The sequence below is a fragment of the Glutamicibacter sp. 2E12 genome, from assembly GCF_050030965.1.
GTDB lineage: Bacteria > Actinomycetota > Actinomycetes > Actinomycetales > Micrococcaceae > Glutamicibacter.
The window spans coordinates 535,281-552,095 of record NZ_CP188297.1 but is presented as its reverse complement, the minus strand read 5'-3'; the positions used below and the strand labels follow the sequence as shown (position 1 = coordinate 552,095).

Sequence of the window (16,815 nt, the reverse complement as noted above, 5' to 3'; positions counted from 1 at the left end):
AGTTCCTTAGGCTCGTGCGCTGGCAGTGGCGGAAGTGGGCAAGCCGCTGAGTTCGGCGGCGCCGAATCGCTGGAAAGCGATCCGTCGCTCGATCGGGTAGACCTCGCGTCCAGCCAAGCGGTTGATAATTACTGAATTGCGGTAGGCGCCCATGCCCAGATCCGGAGCGGTGAAGCCGTGGGTGTGCAGTTCAGCGTTCTGCACGAAGATGTCCTGGTCCAACCCGATGGAATATTCGCGATCTACATTGAAGCGGCCATCGGGAAGGTAATCGATGCGTTGGCTGATGCCTTGCAAGAAGTCCGGAGTGCCTGCGCGGTAGCCGGTTGCCATGACAAGGTGGTCGGCGAGGAATTCCAGGTCTTCACCGGTGCGTTCATGGCGCAAGCTGATGGCCAGGTGATCCGTGTCAGCGCCGATGCTCGTGGCCGCGCAGCCGGTACGCAGGTGCACATTCGCTGCGCCATTGACGCTTCGCTGGTAGAGCTCTTCGTGGATTTCGTTGATCAAGTCCGCGTTGATCCCCTTGTAGAGCCCCTTTTGCTCTGCTGACAGGACATCCCGCTGATCCATGGGCAGGGCATGGAAGTGGTCGATGTATTCCGGAGATGTCATCTCCAAAGTGAGCTTGGTGTATTCCAGCGGGAAGTAGCGTTCTGAACGCGTTGCCCACACCAGATGATCCTCTTCTGGCAAGCTGCGCAGAAGATCCAAGAAGATTTCTGCGGCGCTCTGGCCGCTGCCGAGCACAGCAGTTACTTTCGGGCCGGAACCTGCGGTCCGGGAGGATAGGAGTTTCTCGCGGTGGAAGGCGTAGTCGCTTGAGTGCACCACGTTGCCGGTGGCTTGTGCTTCCGTGGTGAGAACCGGCGGCAGATAAGGCTGGGATCCGGTGCCCAGCACCAACTTGTCTGCGGTGAATCGGGTCAGTCCTGCGGCAGTGAGCACCGACAACAGGTAGACCCCGTCGTGGTATTCGGCTTCGAGCACCCGGTGCCCGAATCGTACGCTTTGAATATTTTCTGCGGCCCACGCCAGGTAGTTGGAATACTCCTCGCGCAGCGCGTAGAAGTCTTCGCGGATATAGAACGGGTAAAGCCGCTGTTTTTCCTTGAGATAGTTCAAGAACGAATGCTTGCTGGTCGGGTTCGCCATGGTCACCAGATCTGCCATGAAGGGAACCTGGAGATGGGTTCCGGGAAGCATCATGCCAGGGTGCCAGACGAACTTCTCTCCGGCTTCCAGAACTGCAACGTGCAGATCATCCAATCCATCGGCCAAGGCGGCAAAACCCAGATTGAAAGGGCCAGCGCCAATAGCGATGACGTCAAAGTGCTCGGTAGGTTCAATCATTTCTTCTCTCCAAGGGTGCGTTCGGCCAGCAGTCCGGAACCAATCCGGCAGATAGCGTCGAGGATCTCGCTGATATCGGCCAGGGTCGTATTCGGATTGAGCAGCGTCAGTTTCAGCAGGCGTTTGCCTTTGACTGTGGTGGCGGCGATCATCGCTTCGCCGCTGGCATAGAGGCGTTGGCGGATCTGGTTGGCCAGGGCATTGTGCTCGTCCAGTTCCAATGGGTGCTGTGGATCTTCAAAGGAGAAGACCAGCGTGCTCAGCTGCACGTCGGCTGCCATCCGTAGCTGGGCGCGCATGGCAACTTCCTGTTGAGCGTCCTCTGCCAAGGCGATGACCTGGTCGAACATGGCACCCAAACGGCTGGCACCCAAAGAGCGCAACGTGACCCACAGCTTCAGCGCATCGAAGCGCCGTGTGGTCTGCAGGGACTTCGAGACCTGGTTGGGGGTGGACTCGGCCTCCGCACGCGGGTTCAGGTACTCGGCATAGTGGGCGATGGATTCCATGGAGGCCGCCGAGCGGACCACCAGGGCGCTGGAGCCGATGGGCTGGAAGAAGGACTTGTGGTAATCCACGGTGACCGAGTCGGCCAATTCAATGCCGTCCAGCCGGTGGCGGTGGGAGTTGGAGACGAGCAGGCCGCAACCGTATGCGGCATCCACATGGAACCACGCGCCTACTTCTGTGGCGATAGCACGCAGCTGGGGCAACGGATCGATGGCCCCGAAGTCGGTATTCCCGCTGGTGGCGGAGATGGCCATGGGCACCAATCCGGCGGCGAGGTCTGCGTCCAGGCGCACGCGCAATGCATGCGCATCCATGCGGTGCTGGGCGTCTGTAGGGATCGCCACGGCCGCGTCGTAGCCCAGACCAAGGAGCATCGCGGCGTTGCGAATCGAGAAGTGCGCATCTTCCGAGCAATAGATCCGCAGATTAGCCAGCCGTTCAGGCAAGGTGCCCCGCAGCTTTGCGGTAGCGGTGTTTCGTGCGATCAGCATGGCCTGAAGGTTGGATTGAGTTCCGCCAGAGGTAAAGATTCCGTCGGCCTGCCCGGTCCCGAAGCCGATCAGATTGGCGGTGAAATCGATGAGCTTGCGCTCGATCAGTGTTGCTCCAGCGCTCTGGTCAAAAGTGTCCATCGAGGTGTTGATGCTCGTGACGAAGTTCTCGGCGACCACCGCAGGGATCACGACGGGGCAGTTCAAGTGCGCCGCGTACTTCGGATCGTGGAAGTAGACCGCGTCGTTGAAATACAACTCATTCAGCTCGGTGAACGAGTCCTGGGTTGAACCCAATGGACTATGCAGGTCGACCAGGTCGATGCGTTCCTGCAACTGCTGCGGAGTCGGTCCGGTCGTCGGCGCGTTCACCGATGCCAATCGGTGGGCCACGCGTGAAATGGCTTCACGCGACTCGTTTTCGTAGACACGGGCGGTGTTTGCGCAGAGCAACGAATCATCGTAGATCGGCAGTGGTAGATCAGGCATTTGCAGGGTAGGCAGTGAGGCACCCAAAAGCATGCTCCTCAGATAGAGACAATCAATAGTTGGTCAGGCTCACCTAACAAGAATCTATTAACATCACACTTCAATTAGTTAATGCAAGCCGAGTAATTCACTCTCTCCGCCAGGAGAAAAGTTTCTACATTTTCCTGCGGGTGGCGCCCGGCTGTGATAAGTTACCCGCTGACCTGCATCTGAGCGGGGCTGAAGTTGGACCCCTGCGAGGTTGAAGTGGAGAGAACTTCTCGACTTCCAATGTCCCGGAATTATCACTAATCGTTTGATTGCACTTTCAAGCTAGAGCTGTATGATCAAACAGTTAGAGCAAGGGAGGGCAAGTGGCCACGGTAAGCCCAGGAAAAGTCCAGCGATCCCAGCGTCTGCTCCTCGGGTCGAACGCAACGGACGCGGCAGGACGCTCACTTTCTGATATCACGATTGATCTGCTGTTCGTGGGTACCCTTGGCGCAACTGCCATGCAGATGGGAGTGCTCAATGCGCTTGGTTCCCTTTCCTTTGTGCTCGCCAGCATCCCCGCGGGCCATTTGGTCGACAAGTATTCCGCGTTGCGGGTCCTGCGCATCGGTCTCGGGTCCAAGCTTTTCCTGCTGGGGTGCCTAGCGGCGCTGTCCTTCGCCGAGGAGCTAACGATCCCGCTGGGGATGCTGTTGTGCGCATTGCTCGGCTTCTGCAATGTTTTTTCCGAAACGTCCCAAACCACTGCCGTTCCGCAGCTCATCGGAGATGAGCCTGAAGTCCGAGCGGCGAGCATCAGCAAGCTGATCGCCTCGCTGGGAGCTGCGGACCAGTCAATGACCGTGATTGTCCCGGCCTTGGCGGGAACCGGCTTCGCGCTGTGGGGAGCGCCAGCGCTGCTGAGCATCTCGGCGGCTCTGGGCCTGCTGGCAATGCTGATGGCGCTGCAGGTGCGTTCCTATCGCCTGTCGCAAGGCCCTGGCCGCCGCCCCGGGCCGTCGACCGAAAAGGGCGGCATCCTGGCTGGCCTCAGGTATCTGGCCCGGCACCGCCTGCTCTTGGCAATTACCGTTGCAGTGATGTTCTCCAACTTGGGGCTGGCCATCGGGTCATCGGTAGAAGCGATCTTCATTATCAACGAGCTCGGCTTTGGCGAATTCGGGTACGGCCTTTTCGCCTCGGTGAGTGGCGTTGGCGGGCTAATTGGAGCTGCTATCGCAGGAACGCTGGCTGGAAAATTCGCTCCGGCAACCTTGCTGATCTACACCGGTTCGATGCAGGCAGTTTTGGCGGGCTGCGTATTGGGCGCGGCTTATGCAACCGAAATGTGGTCCATGGTGCTGCTGGGAATTTTCGCGCTGGGATGGGGAATCGTCGTGCTGCTCTTCAATATTGCTGCCTCGTCCTGGATTGTGCAGATCGTTCCGGAGCAGTTGCTGGGCCGGGTCCTAAGCGCACGCCGGTTATTCACCTTTGGAGTCGTACCCGTTGGCGGATTGGCGGGCGGCGCATTGGCCAGCGCGTGGGGGATTACCGCTGGACTGCTTGCCTGGGTCGTTGCCGCAACCCTCTCAGTTATTAGCTACCTAGTGATGCGCGGCCCCGCAAGCCGTTAGGCTGGAAAGCATACGCACCACGAAGTAAAGGCAACCGCGCACGTGAAACTCGTTATCGACGCTCGATACACCCGCATCACCCACCATGATGGCATTAGCCGGTATACCGCCGGGTTGATCGAGGCCGCCAGCAAGCTTGCCGAGGTCACGATGCTGGTCAACGACACCAGGCAGCTGGCAATGCTCCCCGATGTTCCGTATCTGAAGATTTCCGGCCCCACGAGCGTGCTCGAGCCATTCGTCGCCCTGCAGATCAACAAGCTCAAGCCGGATGTCGTGTTCTCGCCCATGCAGACCATCGGATCGTTGGGGCGGAAATATCCCTTGGTCTTGACCCTGCATGATTTGATCTACTACTCGCATCCGCATGCACCGAAGTTCCTGCCTGCTCCGATTCGCGCTGGATGGTACTTGTTCCATCAGGTCTACTGGCCGCAGCGGATGCTCCTGAATCGTGCCGACGCGGTGGCTACCGTTTCCAACACCACAGCCGAACTCATGCGCAGGCATCGACTGACCAAGAAGCATATTGGACTGGTGTTCAACGCCCCCACCGGAAATTTTGCTCGTCGAGACCAAGCGAAGCGCCCAAAGAAGACCTTGGTCTATATGGGTTCCTTCATGGAATACAAGAACGTCGAGACACTCATCCGCGGCATGGCGCACCTGCCGGACTATGAGCTGCACCTGCTAAGCGGGATCAACGAGCAACGTCATGCTGAATTATCCAAGCTCATCCCCTCGCAATCCACAGTGGTATTCCACCGCGGTGTCAGCGATGAGGAATACGAACAGCTGCTCAGCGAATGCACTGCCTTGGTAACCCTTTCGCGAGAAGAAGGCTACGGGCTTCCCCTGGTCGAAGCGATGAGCATGGGAACTCCGGTGATTGCCACCGATATGCCGATTTTCAGGGAAGTCGCGGATGACGCCGCGCTGTATGCTTCGGCAGATGATGCACAAGGCTTCGCGGACCAAGTACGCACTTTGGATGAGCAGGCTACCTGGAGACAGTATTCGCAACGCGCCGTGGAACGAGCCGGGCACTACTCATGGGAACAATCAGCCCAGCAGCTGCTGGATTTGGCCAGATATGCGGCAGATCACAGAAAATAGTTTGCTGCTGCCTGGTGGATAAGCATCCGGTCTCGCCCGGAAAATGGCGGAAATTCGGGGCAGGGAACGCATGCTCCGCAACGGGAACTTCCGATTTGAAAACCGCACTTGGCCAGTGCTAAAGTATTACTCGTTGCATTCCTCCATAGCTCAATTGGCAGAGCATTCGACTGTTAATCGAAGGGTTACTGGTTCAAGTCCAGTTGGAGGAGCCAAAGAAACCTCCCAGCTCCGCAAGTAGCTGGGAGGTTTTGTTTTACCCAAAAGCGGTCGTTGCCATGCGCAAATTCGAAGTGAAAACCCAGCAACACCCGAACCTCCTATAACCACAGGTGATTAGACGATAGACTTTCGAATCGTTAACAGTTACACCCACAGCATGAGATAAAGGCAGTGGGTTTTACGCCTGAAGACTGAGTCGTATGCGGCAACCGGGGTGTTAGCGTTTGATGTACCGGTTGCTGAGCGATCGAGAATATGGAGAAACCATGTCTGAAGCTGAATCGACGCAAGCTGACGAAAGCCTTAAGTCGAGTGTCAAGAGTGCTAAGACGCAGGTTGATGGTCTCAAGGAGCTTGTTCCACAACAGCTCTCGGACGAGATCAAACTCGCGACTACGGTACTCAAAGGCAAGGGAATCAGCATTGGCATGGCGGCGGCGCTCGCCGGAGCTGCACTGCTCGTAGTGTTGCTCTTCGTCATTGCTGTTGTCGTTACCCTGGTCAATGTATTGGCTCTCTGGTTGCCCGGTTGGGCAGCCGCATTGATCGTTGCAGGATTCTTCTTGCTGGTTGCTGCCATCTTGGGATTGGTTGGATATGCCAAGGTCAAGAAGGCACTGCCGCTGAAACCGGAAGCAGCTATTCGCGGACTCCGCCACGACTTGGGCGTGCTCAAGGACGGCAGCGCCTTCGATGTCAGCACTCTTGATGAGCCGCTGAAGAAGAAGTCGGCTGAGGATGACGAGAAGGCTGAAAAGAAGAAGGAACCGAAGCCTCCGGCACCAAGTGCCGATGAGCTGATCCTTCGCACCAAGCGTCGCCGCCGCCAGATCCAGGCTCTGCGTGACAACCTGGGCGAGAGCGTGCAAGCGCCACTGGCCAAGATCGACAAGATTCGTTCCTTCACCCAGGGAGCTGGGGAAAAGTTCTCCGGAGCAGCCGCCAAGGCGAAGGGATTCGTTCGCCCTTCCTCGTCTTCGTCTTCCGAAGACCAATCGGAGGCTGACAGAGCCGGCTCAAACCGCTTAGAGCAGGCACGACCGTATATCGTGATGGCAGGTTCCGGGCTGGCGCTGATGGCTGTAGTCCGCGCATTGTTCAAGCGCTCCTAGGTCTTTCGCCGACGGGGCCAGGCATTAGCCGTACCAAGCGTGCGCGTGCCCCGTCGTATGAAAACTTAGGCTAGAAAGGCACTGACATGGTTTGGATCGCTATTGCAGCGGCACTATGCAGTGCCTTTTGTCTTGCCTTTGGAGCGCACTTCCAATCGCAGGCAGTCCGCAGTGCTGTTGGCGGTCTGGACCTGACAATTAAGAATGTCGGGAAGCTGGCCCGCAACAAACGCTGGATGAGCGGACTGGGGCTGATGGCTCTTGGCATGGCCTTGAATGTTTTCGCGCTAGCCAGCGCGCCCTTGACGGTGGTGCAGCCAATTGGTGCCATTGCATTGGTGATCACTGCGATGGTCAATGCCAAGGAAACCGACCTGACGATGAATCGTCCCACCGTATTGGCGATCATCAGCTGCATGGTGGGTTCGGTTGGCTTCGTGCTTCTGGCCGTCACTGCCACTAGCAGCAACCAGGAGGTAAACGACTACGAAGCGCACTTGATTGAAATGATCTTGGCGGTAGTCGTTGCCATCGTGGGATTGGCCACCATCTTCTTCCACAAGAAGCTCGGTGCGTTCTTCTTCATCCTCGGTGCTGGCGTCCTATTCGGATTCGTCGCCGTACTGGTTCGAACCATTGCAATCGCCGTGATGAATATCGGCGACGGCAGCTTTATCCAGCTGCCTTGGCTGGCTGGCCTAGCGGTAGTTGTAGCTGGCCTTCTCGGCTCATATTTTGTGCAAAAGGCCTACTCAAAGGGACCTCCTGACCTTGTCATCGCAGGGTTGACGGTGATTGACCCGATAATTGGCATTGCCATTGGAATCGGCATCCTCGGGGAGCTGCGTCCTGATGTTCCGGTACTGGTCACCGTACTGATGCTGGTGGCTGCTGGTTTGGCTATCGTCGGTGTGACCGCACTATCCAGGCATCACCCGGACGTAATTGAACGCCGGAACCAGACTGAAGCAGAAAAATCCATGCCTGATTCCAAATAGACTGAAGCTGCAGATTTTAATAGAAACTACAACGCGTGTGAACGCCGAAGGATGCTCGTGGCCAAGGAAAAACCGCTGACCATCGTCATTGCTGCTGACACTTATCCGCCAGACGTCAACGGTGCAGCGATGTTTTGCTACCGGTTGGCTACTGCGATGCATGCACGCGGCCACCGGGTGCATGTGCTGGCGGCCCGTGGAGATAAGGGCAAGACCTACACCGAGATCCGTGATGAAGCAATTGTGCATCGTCTGGAATCGCATTCGGTACCTACCCACGAGTACTTCCGTATCGTGTTCCCGTGGGAAGTCAATCGGCAGATCAGCAAGCTGCTCTCGGATATCAAGCCCGATGTAGTCCACGCCCAGAGCCACTATATGATTGGCCAGCGCACGATCGGATGGGCTCGCAAGAACAAGGTTCGTTCCATCGCCACGAACCACTTCATGCCGGAAAACCTTGACCCCTTCCTGCCTTTCCCGCAGTGGTTCAAGCGAATTGTCGCGCAGAATTCGTGGAGAGACATGGGGAAGATCTTTGGGCGGGCAGACGCCGTCACGACCCCGACTCCACTGGCGGCCAAGGCAATGCGTGAGCGTGCCAAACTGAACCGGGTGCTTCCGCTGTCTAACGGGATCGAGATCGGCAACTACGAGCTGGCGGCAGGGGAAGAAATCATTAAAAACGAGTTCCCCACGATCTTGTTCGCAGGCCGTCTTGCCGTTGAGAAGAACATCAATGAACTCATCGAGGCATTGCCTTTAATGAGCCAGGTGCCGGATGCCATCATTGAAATTGTTGGCGGGGGAGAGCAACGCGCTCACTTGGAGAAGATCGCCGACGAATTGCAGCTGCGAGACCGTGTCCGTTTCCTTGGGCATGTAAGTGATGAACAACTGCGCCAGGCCTACCTGCGTTGCGATGTGTTCTGCCAACCAGGCACGGCCGAACTGCAGTCATTGGTAACCCTGGAAGCACTCTCGGCTTCCAAACCCGTCGTTCTGGCCAACGCGATGGCCCTGCCGCACCTGGTAGACGAAGGCATCAATGGTTACATGTTCACGCCGGGAGACCGGCAGGATCTGGCCAACAAGCTAGACCAGGTTCTTGCCTTGGATGGGCAGCGCCGTGCCAAGATGGGTGAAGCCGGGCACGAAAAGGTGAAGAACCACGCGCAGGAAAAGACAATGAACTCCTTCGAAGCCCTTTACCGCGGCCACGAAGTTTCCACCCATTAATAGGTTCATCGTCATCGGGTGCGTCAAGTCGGTGTTTCGGCTAGTGATGCCCTAGAATATTTCGAGTGTGGTTACGCCGCTTCGGCGATGGGCCCATGTGGGGAGTTAGCTCAGTTGGTTAGAGCAGGGGACTCATAATCCCTTGGTCATGGGTTCAAGTCCCATACTCCCTACCAAACAAGATCGTCCAGCAGCTTATGCAAAAAAGCTGCTGGACGATTTTTCGTTCCGGGGTCTGGAAACTGGAAGAAGCCAGTTCCCAGCCCATTGCGCGGTGCCAACTTGCAACTCTCATGGCAGTCCAAGGAACAGGCCACGCGGCTGCGCGGCATGGAGCTCTCGCCAGGGGCAAGAACACGCAGAGGATCCGGTCTGCAAGACCCGCGACAGTAACCGTGGCTCTTCATGGTGCACCCCTGGGAGCCTTCACGGTCATTCGTGCAGCGGCAAGAGAATTGATGGACGCATGTCGCGGATCAGCAACACCGGGTCAATGTATTCTCCTTCGAGCCGCACGCCCCAGTGAATGCATCGGCCCGAGCAGTGCGCCCCGGTTGCTACCTGTCCCACCTTCGCGCCAGCCTCGACCCAATCGCCCACCGAGACTCCGGCGGCTACCGGTTCGATGCTGGTCTTGAATCCGGAACCGTGGTCGATGACCAGCACGGGTCGATCCACGATCACTGAAGCGAAGGCGACTTGGCCGCGCTGGGGCGCGAAGACCGAGTCTCCGGAGCTGGCAGCCAAATCCACGCCGCGATGACCGGGAAGCCAATTCTCCTCCGGCTTATCGAAGGGCTCCAGAATTTCCGGTTCGCCAGCTAGTGGCCAACGCCAGCCGTTGCCGGCGGCGAGTGCAGCTTGTGCTTGGACTGGTTGTGGCGCCGCAGTCAGGGGCGAGGCCGGAGGACCACTGAAGGCCAGCAGCAAAACCTGCAGCCCGGCGACTAGATACTTGGATTTCATCCTCTCAGGCTGGACCCAATAGCCGGATCTTGAGCAGTTGGAAGAGCGAATTGTGGGCAAGCGAATGGGCTGCAGATCACCGATATCGCCGTGTAAAGCGTTGAGTTCTCTGTAGTACACTTGAAACAGCAGTGTCCTGTCACAGGTGTGTCCAAAACTGGGTGCGTCGGGCAGGGGATTGACTTCGCGTATGAGTATCCACAGCTTCATGAGCTGTGGCCTGAGGTTCCAGTGGTCCGAGAGAATCGGTGGACCGAAGGCGAGATGCCAAGCATCTATCGGTATTCATGCTAGGGCGGATATCCACAATGGCTATCTGCATCAACCCGAACAAACAAGAGCAGTTACCGCGGGCGCATGCGCGCCCGGTCCGCCACTGCTGAAAGGAGTTGCGACATGCCAGTCGTAACCATGCGAGAGCTGCTTGACAGCGGCGTCCACTTCGGCCACCAGACCCGTCGCTGGAACCCAAAGATGAAGCGCTTCATTTTCACCGAGCGCAACGGCATCTACATCATCGACCTGCAGCAGTCGCTGTCGTTCATCGACCGCGCTTACGAGTTCGTCAAGCAGACCGTTGCCCACGGCGGCACCGTACTGTTCGTCGGTACCAAGAAGCAGGCTCAGGAATCGATCGCCGAGCAGGCTAACCGCGTTGGCCAGCCATACGTGAACCAGCGTTGGCTCGGCGGTATGCTGACCAACTTCCAGACCGTCTCCAAGCGCGTTCAGCGCATGAAGGAACTGGAAGAGATCAACTTCGAGGACGTTGCTGGCTCCGGTCACACCAAGAAGGAACTGCTGCTGCTGAAGCGCGAGCTGACCAAGCTGCAGAACAACCTCGGTGGTATCCGTAACCTGACCCGCACCCCTTCCGCTATCTGGATCGTTGACACCAAGAAGGAACACTTGGCTATCGACGAAGCACAGAAGCTGGGCATCCCAGTTGTGGCCATCCTGGACACCAACTGCGATCCGGACGAAGTTACCTACCCAATTCCAGGCAACGACGACGCAATCCGCTCCGTCAACCTGCTGACCCGCGTTGTTGCTGACGCTGTGGCCGAAGGCCTCATCGCCAAGAACAACAAGGCTGCCGGCAAGACCGAGGGTGCTGCTGAGCCAATGGCTGAGTGGGAGCGCGAGCTGCTTGAGGGCGAGAAGGCCAAGGCCGAAGCTCCAGCTGCAGAAGCTGCAACTGAAGCACCAGCTGCAGACGATGCAACTGAGGCACCAGAAGCCAAGTAGTCACCTCGGTGACTCCAGAAGTTTGCCTGGGCGCACTAGCGTGTAGCTCGGGGTGAACTTCACCAAGTCTTGTGGGACGGGCCGGAAATCCGACCCGTCCCATAAGCAAAATAAACTTGAAACTCCTAGCTGAATGGGATTGCACGTGGCAAACTACACCGCTGCTGATATCAAGGCACTGCGCGAGCGCACTGGCGCCGGCATGATGGACGTTAAGAAGGCACTGGACGAGGCTAACGGCGACGCCGAGAAGGCCATCGAGATCATCCGCGTCAAGGGCCTGAAGGGCGCTACCAAGCGCGAAGGCCGTTCGACCGCTGAAGGCCTGGTTGCTGCCAAGGTTGAAGGCAACGTCGGCGTCATGATCGAGATCAACTGCGAGACCGACTTCGTTGCCAAGAACGAGAAGTTCATCGCACTGGCCAACAAGGTCCTGGATGCCGCTGTGGCTTCCGGTGCTGCAGATGCAGAAGCACTGCTGGCTTACGAGCTGGACGGCAAGACCGTTGGCGACATCGTTATCGAAGAGGGCGCAATCCTCGGCGAGAAGGTTGTTGTACGCCGTGTTGCACGCATCGAGGGTGCCAAGGTTGCTTCGTACCTGCACAAGACCAGCAAGGACCTGCCAGCTCAGGTTGGCGTTCTGATGGCTGTTGACGCTGACAGCGAAGCTGCCGCAACCGTCGCACACGACGTTGCTGTCCACACCGCTGCAATGGCTCCTACCTTCCTGTCCCGCGAGGAGGTTCCAGCTGACAAGGTTGCCGACGAGCGCCGCATCGCAGACGAAACCGCTCGCGCGGAGGGCAAGCCAGAAGCTGCACTCACCAAGATCGTTGAAGGCCGCCTGACCGGTTTCTTCAAGGAAATCGTCTTGGTTGACCAGGCTTTCGCCAAGGACGCAAAGAAGTCCGTAGGCAAGGTCTTCGAAGAAGCTGGCACCAAGCCAGTTGCCTTCGCACGCTTCCGCGTTGGTGCCTAAGCTTTTACAGCTCTAAGCATTAGCCGTACGCATTAAGCGAACCGCGTTCAGGGCAACCTGAGTGCACAAGATCAAAGGGAGGTGAGCACCGAGAGAAAACTCGGTGACTCGCCTCCCTTTTCTTGAGCCCGGATCTCACGATAGCTTGGGATCTGGGAAGTAGTACCCCCAGCTTGATTCCGACCTCCAGGAGTAAGACACCTCATGCCAAGCACCCCAGAAACCAAACGACGCCGCGTACTGCTCAAGCTCTCCGGTGAAGTATTCGGCGGCGGCAAGATCGGCGTTGACCCGGATACCGTTCGCGGCATCGCCAAGCAGATCGCTGAAACCGTAGGCGAAGTAGAGGTCGCAATCGTGGTTGGCGGCGGCAATTTCTTCCGCGGCGCAGAACTCTCGGCCTCCGGCATGGACCGCTCGCGCGCAGACTACATGGGCATGCTTGGCACCGTCATGAACTGCCTGGCACTGCAGGACTTCCTGGAACAATGCGGCGTCGAAACCCGCGTCCAGTCGGCCATCGCCATGGCCCAGGTCGCAGAAAACTACATCCCACGCCGTGCCATCCGCCACATGGAAAAGGACCGCGTTGTCATCTTCGGCGCTGGCGCAGGCCTGCCGTACTTCTCCACCGACACCGTGGCCGCGCAGCGTGCCCTGGAAGTCGATGCTGACGAAGTTCTGATGGCCAAGTCGGGCGTCGATGGCGTGTACACCGCGGATCCGAAGAAGGATCCGACCGCCAAGAAGCTGGAGACCTTGACCTACAGCGACGCGCTGGTCAACGACATCCGCGTGATGGACCAGACCGCCATGACCATGTGCCAGGACAACAAGCTCAATATGCTGGTCTTCGGCATGGAAGGCGAAGGAAACGTGGCCGCGGCAATTCGCGGCGAGCGGATTGGCACCACTGTCACCGTCTAATCGGTGATCGTGGCTTAGGATTGAAGTAGATTTAATTTCCCGTAGCGGAAACACAGATGAAGTACTTGAGGAGTACCGGTGATTGACGAAACGCTGGCGGAAACCGCCGAAAAGATGGAACGCACCATTGAGGCCGCCAAGGAGGACTTCGCGACGATCCGTACCGGTCGCGCCCACCCAGGCATGTACTCGAAGGTCATGGTGGACTACTACGGTTCCCCGACCCCACTGCAGCAGTTGGCTTCCTTCGCAGTGCCAGAAGCACGCACCATCACCATCACCCCATTCGATGTGACCGCTATGCGCGCAATCGAAAAGGCTCTGGGCGATCCAGAAGTTGGGGCAAACCCATCTTCGGACGGAAAGATGATCCGCGTTGTCCTTCCAGTGCTGACCGAAGAACGCCGCAAGGAATACGTCAAGCTGGCCAAGGCCAAGGGTGAGGACGCCCGCGTTGCGCTGCGTAACCACCGCCGCAAGGCCAAGGACTCCATCGACAAGTTGGTCAAGGAAGGCGAAATTGGCGAGGACGAGGGCACCCGTGCAGAAAAGGACCTCGACGCGCTGACCAAGAAGCACGTTGACGCAGTTGACGAGATCTTGAAGAAAAAAGAAGCAGAGCTGCTGGAAGTCTAATGCCAGGCTCGACAGACAACACTGAGGGCAACGCTTCGGCGGTGCCCTCAGTGGCATCCGGAGAATCCCAGCCCCTGACCCGACGTGAAGCTCGTGCCCAGCGCGAGGCTGCCGCCAAGGGGAAAAAACGCGGTTTCATGAAGAACCGCGCGGCTAGGGAAACTCCAGAACCTGCCACTGGAATCCAAGAACCGGTCACGACTGAACCGGCCAATCCGGTAGCTGCTCCAATGGCCACGCCAGCACCGGCACCAGCCGTGGAGCAAGTTGCCGGCACCGATGGCGTTTTGCCGACCCCTCAGCCAGGGGCTGGCGCGAACCCGGCAGCTGAGGTTTCCCCAGGCAAGGATGCAGCCGCTACGGCTGATACCGGGCAAGCGAAAGAGCGTGCCAAGGCAGCCTTCAAGGCTGATACGTCCAAGTCGGTGGCGGCTCCGGGGCCGGTAGCTGCCCAGCAGGCCGGACCAGCCGAGGAACCGGCTGAGCCCGTAGAATCGGCGGAACCCGGCAAAGCCAAGATCTTAGCGGCCCCAGCTGCCCAGGGTGGTATGCCAGCGAAGGGCGAAGCGACCAAACAGGACGCCGAATCAGCGGCGCAGAATCCAGCGTCTGCCGAGGGCAAGGTGCCTGCTCCACCGGTTTCCGACTCCACGGACCTGGCCGAGACCGGCCAGCCCGACGCGGCAGAAGCAGACATCCCTGCCGAGCTGTTGATAGGAACCCCGGAGCCGAAGAAATCGCGCGCCGGACGCAACCTGCCCGCGGCAATCGGCGTAGGCTTGCTGATGCTCGGCGTCGTCCTCGTTGGCCTGATGTGGTCGCAGCCATTGTTGGTCATCGCGCTGATTGCCCTCAGCGGCATTGGCTGCTGGGAAGTTGCGAGAGCTACTACTCACGCCAAGACCGCGGTGCCTCAATTGCCGTTGTACCTGTCCTCGGTCTTGCTGCCGGTCAGTGCCATTTGGGGCGGGGTGGAAGCCCTTGGCTTCAGCTACATTGCCTGTATCCTCATCGCTCTGCTCTTCCGGCTCATGGAAGGACTCAAGGGTGCTGTGGCCTCGGTGATGAGCAGCGTGTTCATCATCAGCTGGGTGCCGCTGCTGCTTTCCTTCGCCCTGCTGATTCTTGATTCCGAGAATGGCCAATGGCTCATTGCCACGCTTTTGCTGCTCGCGGTCGCCAACGACACCTTCGGCTACATCGTGGGTGTGCTAATAGGCAAGCATCCGATGGCGCCAAAGATTTCTCCGAAAAAGTCCTGGGAGGGCTTCGCCGGATCAATGATTGGTTCGATGGCTATTGGTGCTTGCGCAATGCACTTCTGGCTGGAAATGCCATGGTGGACGGGCGTCATCTTGGCGTTCTTCACCACCATTGCCGCGACCACTGGCGACTTCGCGGAATCCATGGTCAAACGTGAACTGGGCATCAAGGACATGAGCAACTTGCTGCCGGGCCATGGCGGAATCATGGATCGCTTGGACTCGATATTGTTTGTCATTCCTCTGGGCTATGTGATTTCGCATGTGTTGGCCTGGAGCGTCGAAGTCTTCTGACCGGTCCCGCCAGCGGGTGTGATCCTCTACTGGAATGCACTGGCTGGTGTGGCCATTAAGCCAACTATTGGCCCAAGCCAATAGAATATGAGGGGTATCGCCTTACCGGGGTACCCAACTGATATCTCTCTAGAGAAAAAGGAACTGTCGTGTCGCAGCAGCAAGATGCTCCGTTTTCCCGCGTACCGGACTCGGAATTCGGCTACAACGCAAAGCAAGTTGATGCATTCCTGAGCCGTGCCCGCGCCACCTTCAACGGTGGAGGAAACGACGACAGTGTGGTCACCAGCCACCTGATCCGCCGCACCACTTTTGCGCCGCAGAAGGGCGGGTACCAGGCCCGCGAAGTCGATGGTGCGCTGGACCGCTTGGAAGATGTCTTTGCCAAGCGCGAGCGCGACGACTTGATTGCCCATCAGGGCGAGGAGGTCTGGCTGCAGCAGGTAGGCCGCCTGGCCGCGATCCTGCGTGGCCGCCTGCACCGTGCCAAGGGTGAGCGTTTCCGTCGCCCGTCGCGTTCCAACGCGTCGAGCTACAACATCGAAGATGTCGATCGCCTATGCGATCAGCTCATCGACTATTTCGAGAACGACGTGCCCATGGCCGTTGACACCGTACGCCGCGTGGAATTCCGCTCTTCGCAGGGAACCGATGGCTACGAGGAATCGCAGGTCGATGCATTCCTTGACCGCGTGGTTGAGCTGATGGCTTCGATCGACTAGCAGCTGTCTCCAGCGCAAACGCATTGCCGCGCAGGGCAGTGGGAAATTCTTCCCGCTGCCCTGCGCGGCTTTTTGCATTCTTGGCGACGCGCTGGCCGATAAGGCTAGGGCCGGGTCTGTTCATAGTGGGCCAACCAGTTTCGCAGCATTTCTTCGAGCACAGGACGATCAGCGGGGGCCAGCTGGTCCACGAGGCGCTTTTCGTTGCGCATGTGGGCGGTAAACGCTTCATCGATTTTCTTCTTGCCGCTAGCCGTCAAGGAGATGCGGCGCCCACGCCGGTCATCACCGGATAGCGCACGGGTGACCCAGCCGTTGCTGACCAGCTTGTCGAGCCGCTTGGTCATGGCTCCGGTAGTCACCATCGTCTGCTGTGCCAGCTCGCCGGGGGCCAGGGAATGGGGTTCTCCTGCCCGCCGCAAGGCCGCGAGCACATCGAATTCAGCTTCGGTCAGCCCATGCTCTGCATAAACCGTGCAGAGCTCCTCGGTCAGGTAATTAGCCAAGCGATGCAGCCGGCCGATGATTCCCTGGGGCGCTGGGTCGAGATCCGGCCGTTGTTCTGCCCACTGCTGTTGAATGCGCGATACGTGGTCGTTTTGCTCCATGCCTTTATTATATCTTCCAAGGAAGCTAAAGTA

15 protein-coding genes and 2 tRNA genes are annotated in these 16,815 nt (G+C 58.3%); 13 read left to right on the top strand and 4 right to left on the bottom strand.

Annotated elements, in window-relative coordinates:
* Nucleotides 1-6: 6 nt before the first annotated feature.
* Nucleotides 7-1,353 carry a lysine N(6)-hydroxylase/L-ornithine N(5)-oxygenase family protein gene (locus ACP3TE_RS02530; protein WP_426735130.1) on the bottom strand — a complete coding sequence of 449 codons (1,347 nt, stop codon included), beginning with the start codon at nt 1,351-1,353 and terminating at the stop codon, nt 7-9.
* Nucleotides 1,350-2,843, bottom strand: coding sequence for a pyridoxal phosphate-dependent decarboxylase family protein (locus ACP3TE_RS02525; protein ID WP_426735128.1), 1,494 nt, complete (start codon nt 2,841-2,843; stop codon nt 1,350-1,352). The genes ACP3TE_RS02530 and ACP3TE_RS02525 overlap by 4 nt, the downstream gene beginning before the upstream one ends.
* Nucleotides 2,844-3,196: 353 nt before the next feature.
* Here ACP3TE_RS02525 and ACP3TE_RS02520 point away from each other — a divergent pair, with 353 nt between their 5' ends.
* The 7 genes from ACP3TE_RS02520 to ACP3TE_RS02490 all read left to right on the top strand — a co-directional run bounded on the left by ACP3TE_RS02520 (nt 3,197) and on the right by ACP3TE_RS02490 (nt 9,313).
* Nucleotides 3,197-4,450: an MFS transporter gene (locus ACP3TE_RS02520; RefSeq protein WP_426735126.1), complete on the top strand. Its 1,254-nt coding sequence runs from the start codon at nt 3,197-3,199 to the stop codon at nt 4,448-4,450.
* Nucleotides 4,451-4,492: 42 nt separating this feature from the next.
* The gene (locus ACP3TE_RS02515; protein ID WP_388023974.1) at nt 4,493-5,566 is read left to right on the top strand and encodes a glycosyltransferase family 4 protein; all 1,074 of its coding nucleotides are present in this window, start codon (nt 4,493-4,495) and stop codon (nt 5,564-5,566) included.
* 139 nt (nt 5,567-5,705) lie between these two features.
* Nucleotides 5,706-5,781, top strand: a tRNA-Asn gene (locus ACP3TE_RS02510).
* 273 nt (nt 5,782-6,054) lie between these two features.
* A complete protein-coding gene (locus ACP3TE_RS02505) occupies nt 6,055-6,900 on the top strand; it encodes a phage holin family protein (protein WP_181149034.1) in 846 nt (281 codons plus the stop codon).
* A gap of 86 nt (nt 6,901-6,986) precedes the next feature.
* On the top strand, nt 6,987-7,898 hold the full coding sequence (locus ACP3TE_RS02500; RefSeq protein WP_388023973.1) for a DMT family transporter: 912 nt from the start codon (nt 6,987-6,989) through the stop codon (nt 7,896-7,898).
* Nucleotides 7,899-7,949: 51 nt separating this feature from the next.
* Nucleotides 7,950-9,137 (top strand): glycosyltransferase, encoded by a 1,188-nt coding sequence (locus ACP3TE_RS02495; RefSeq protein WP_105657237.1) that lies wholly within the window; start codon nt 7,950-7,952, stop codon nt 9,135-9,137.
* Between the two features lie 99 nt (nt 9,138-9,236).
* A tRNA-Ile gene (locus ACP3TE_RS02490) sits at nt 9,237-9,313 on the top strand.
* 256 nt (nt 9,314-9,569) lie between these two features.
* Here ACP3TE_RS02490 and ACP3TE_RS02485 read toward each other — a convergent pair.
* Nucleotides 9,570-10,103 carry a M23 family metallopeptidase gene (locus tag ACP3TE_RS02485; RefSeq protein WP_105661809.1) on the bottom strand — a complete coding sequence of 178 codons (534 nt, stop codon included), beginning with the start codon at nt 10,101-10,103 and terminating at the stop codon, nt 9,570-9,572.
* Nucleotides 10,104-10,499: 396 nt separating this feature from the next.
* On the opposite strand from ACP3TE_RS02485, the gene rpsB reads away from it, so the two are divergent.
* The 6 genes from rpsB to ACP3TE_RS02455 all read left to right on the top strand — a co-directional run bounded on the left by rpsB (nt 10,500) and on the right by ACP3TE_RS02455 (nt 16,174).
* Nucleotides 10,500-11,351 carry a 30S ribosomal protein S2 gene (rpsB, locus tag ACP3TE_RS02480; protein WP_105661810.1) on the top strand — a complete coding sequence of 284 codons (852 nt, stop codon included), beginning with the start codon at nt 10,500-10,502 and terminating at the stop codon, nt 11,349-11,351.
* Between the two features lie 145 nt (nt 11,352-11,496).
* Nucleotides 11,497-12,333, top strand: a complete 837-nt coding sequence (tsf, locus tag ACP3TE_RS02475) for a translation elongation factor Ts (protein ID WP_105657303.1) — start codon at nt 11,497-11,499, stop codon at nt 12,331-12,333.
* A 204-nt stretch (nt 12,334-12,537) separates the two neighbouring features.
* The gene (gene pyrH / locus ACP3TE_RS02470; protein ID WP_105657240.1) at nt 12,538-13,260 is read left to right on the top strand and encodes a UMP kinase; all 723 of its coding nucleotides are present in this window, start codon (nt 12,538-12,540) and stop codon (nt 13,258-13,260) included.
* A 78-nt stretch (nt 13,261-13,338) separates the two neighbouring features.
* Nucleotides 13,339-13,896 (top strand): ribosome recycling factor, encoded by a 558-nt coding sequence (gene frr / locus ACP3TE_RS02465; RefSeq protein WP_426735122.1) that lies wholly within the window; start codon nt 13,339-13,341, stop codon nt 13,894-13,896.
* Nucleotides 13,896-15,452, top strand: coding sequence for a phosphatidate cytidylyltransferase (locus tag ACP3TE_RS02460; RefSeq protein WP_426735120.1), 1,557 nt, complete (start codon nt 13,896-13,898; stop codon nt 15,450-15,452). The genes frr and ACP3TE_RS02460 overlap by 1 nt, the downstream gene beginning before the upstream one ends.
* Before the next feature lie 149 nt (nt 15,453-15,601).
* The gene (locus ACP3TE_RS02455) at nt 15,602-16,174 is read left to right on the top strand and encodes a DivIVA domain-containing protein (protein ID WP_105657242.1); all 573 of its coding nucleotides are present in this window, start codon (nt 15,602-15,604) and stop codon (nt 16,172-16,174) included.
* A gap of 104 nt (nt 16,175-16,278) precedes the next feature.
* Here ACP3TE_RS02455 and ACP3TE_RS02450 read toward each other — a convergent pair whose 3' ends face one another.
* Nucleotides 16,279-16,782: a MarR family winged helix-turn-helix transcriptional regulator gene (locus ACP3TE_RS02450; protein WP_105661811.1), complete on the bottom strand. Its 504-nt coding sequence runs from the start codon at nt 16,780-16,782 to the stop codon at nt 16,279-16,281.
* Nucleotides 16,783-16,815: the final 33 nt, after the last annotated feature.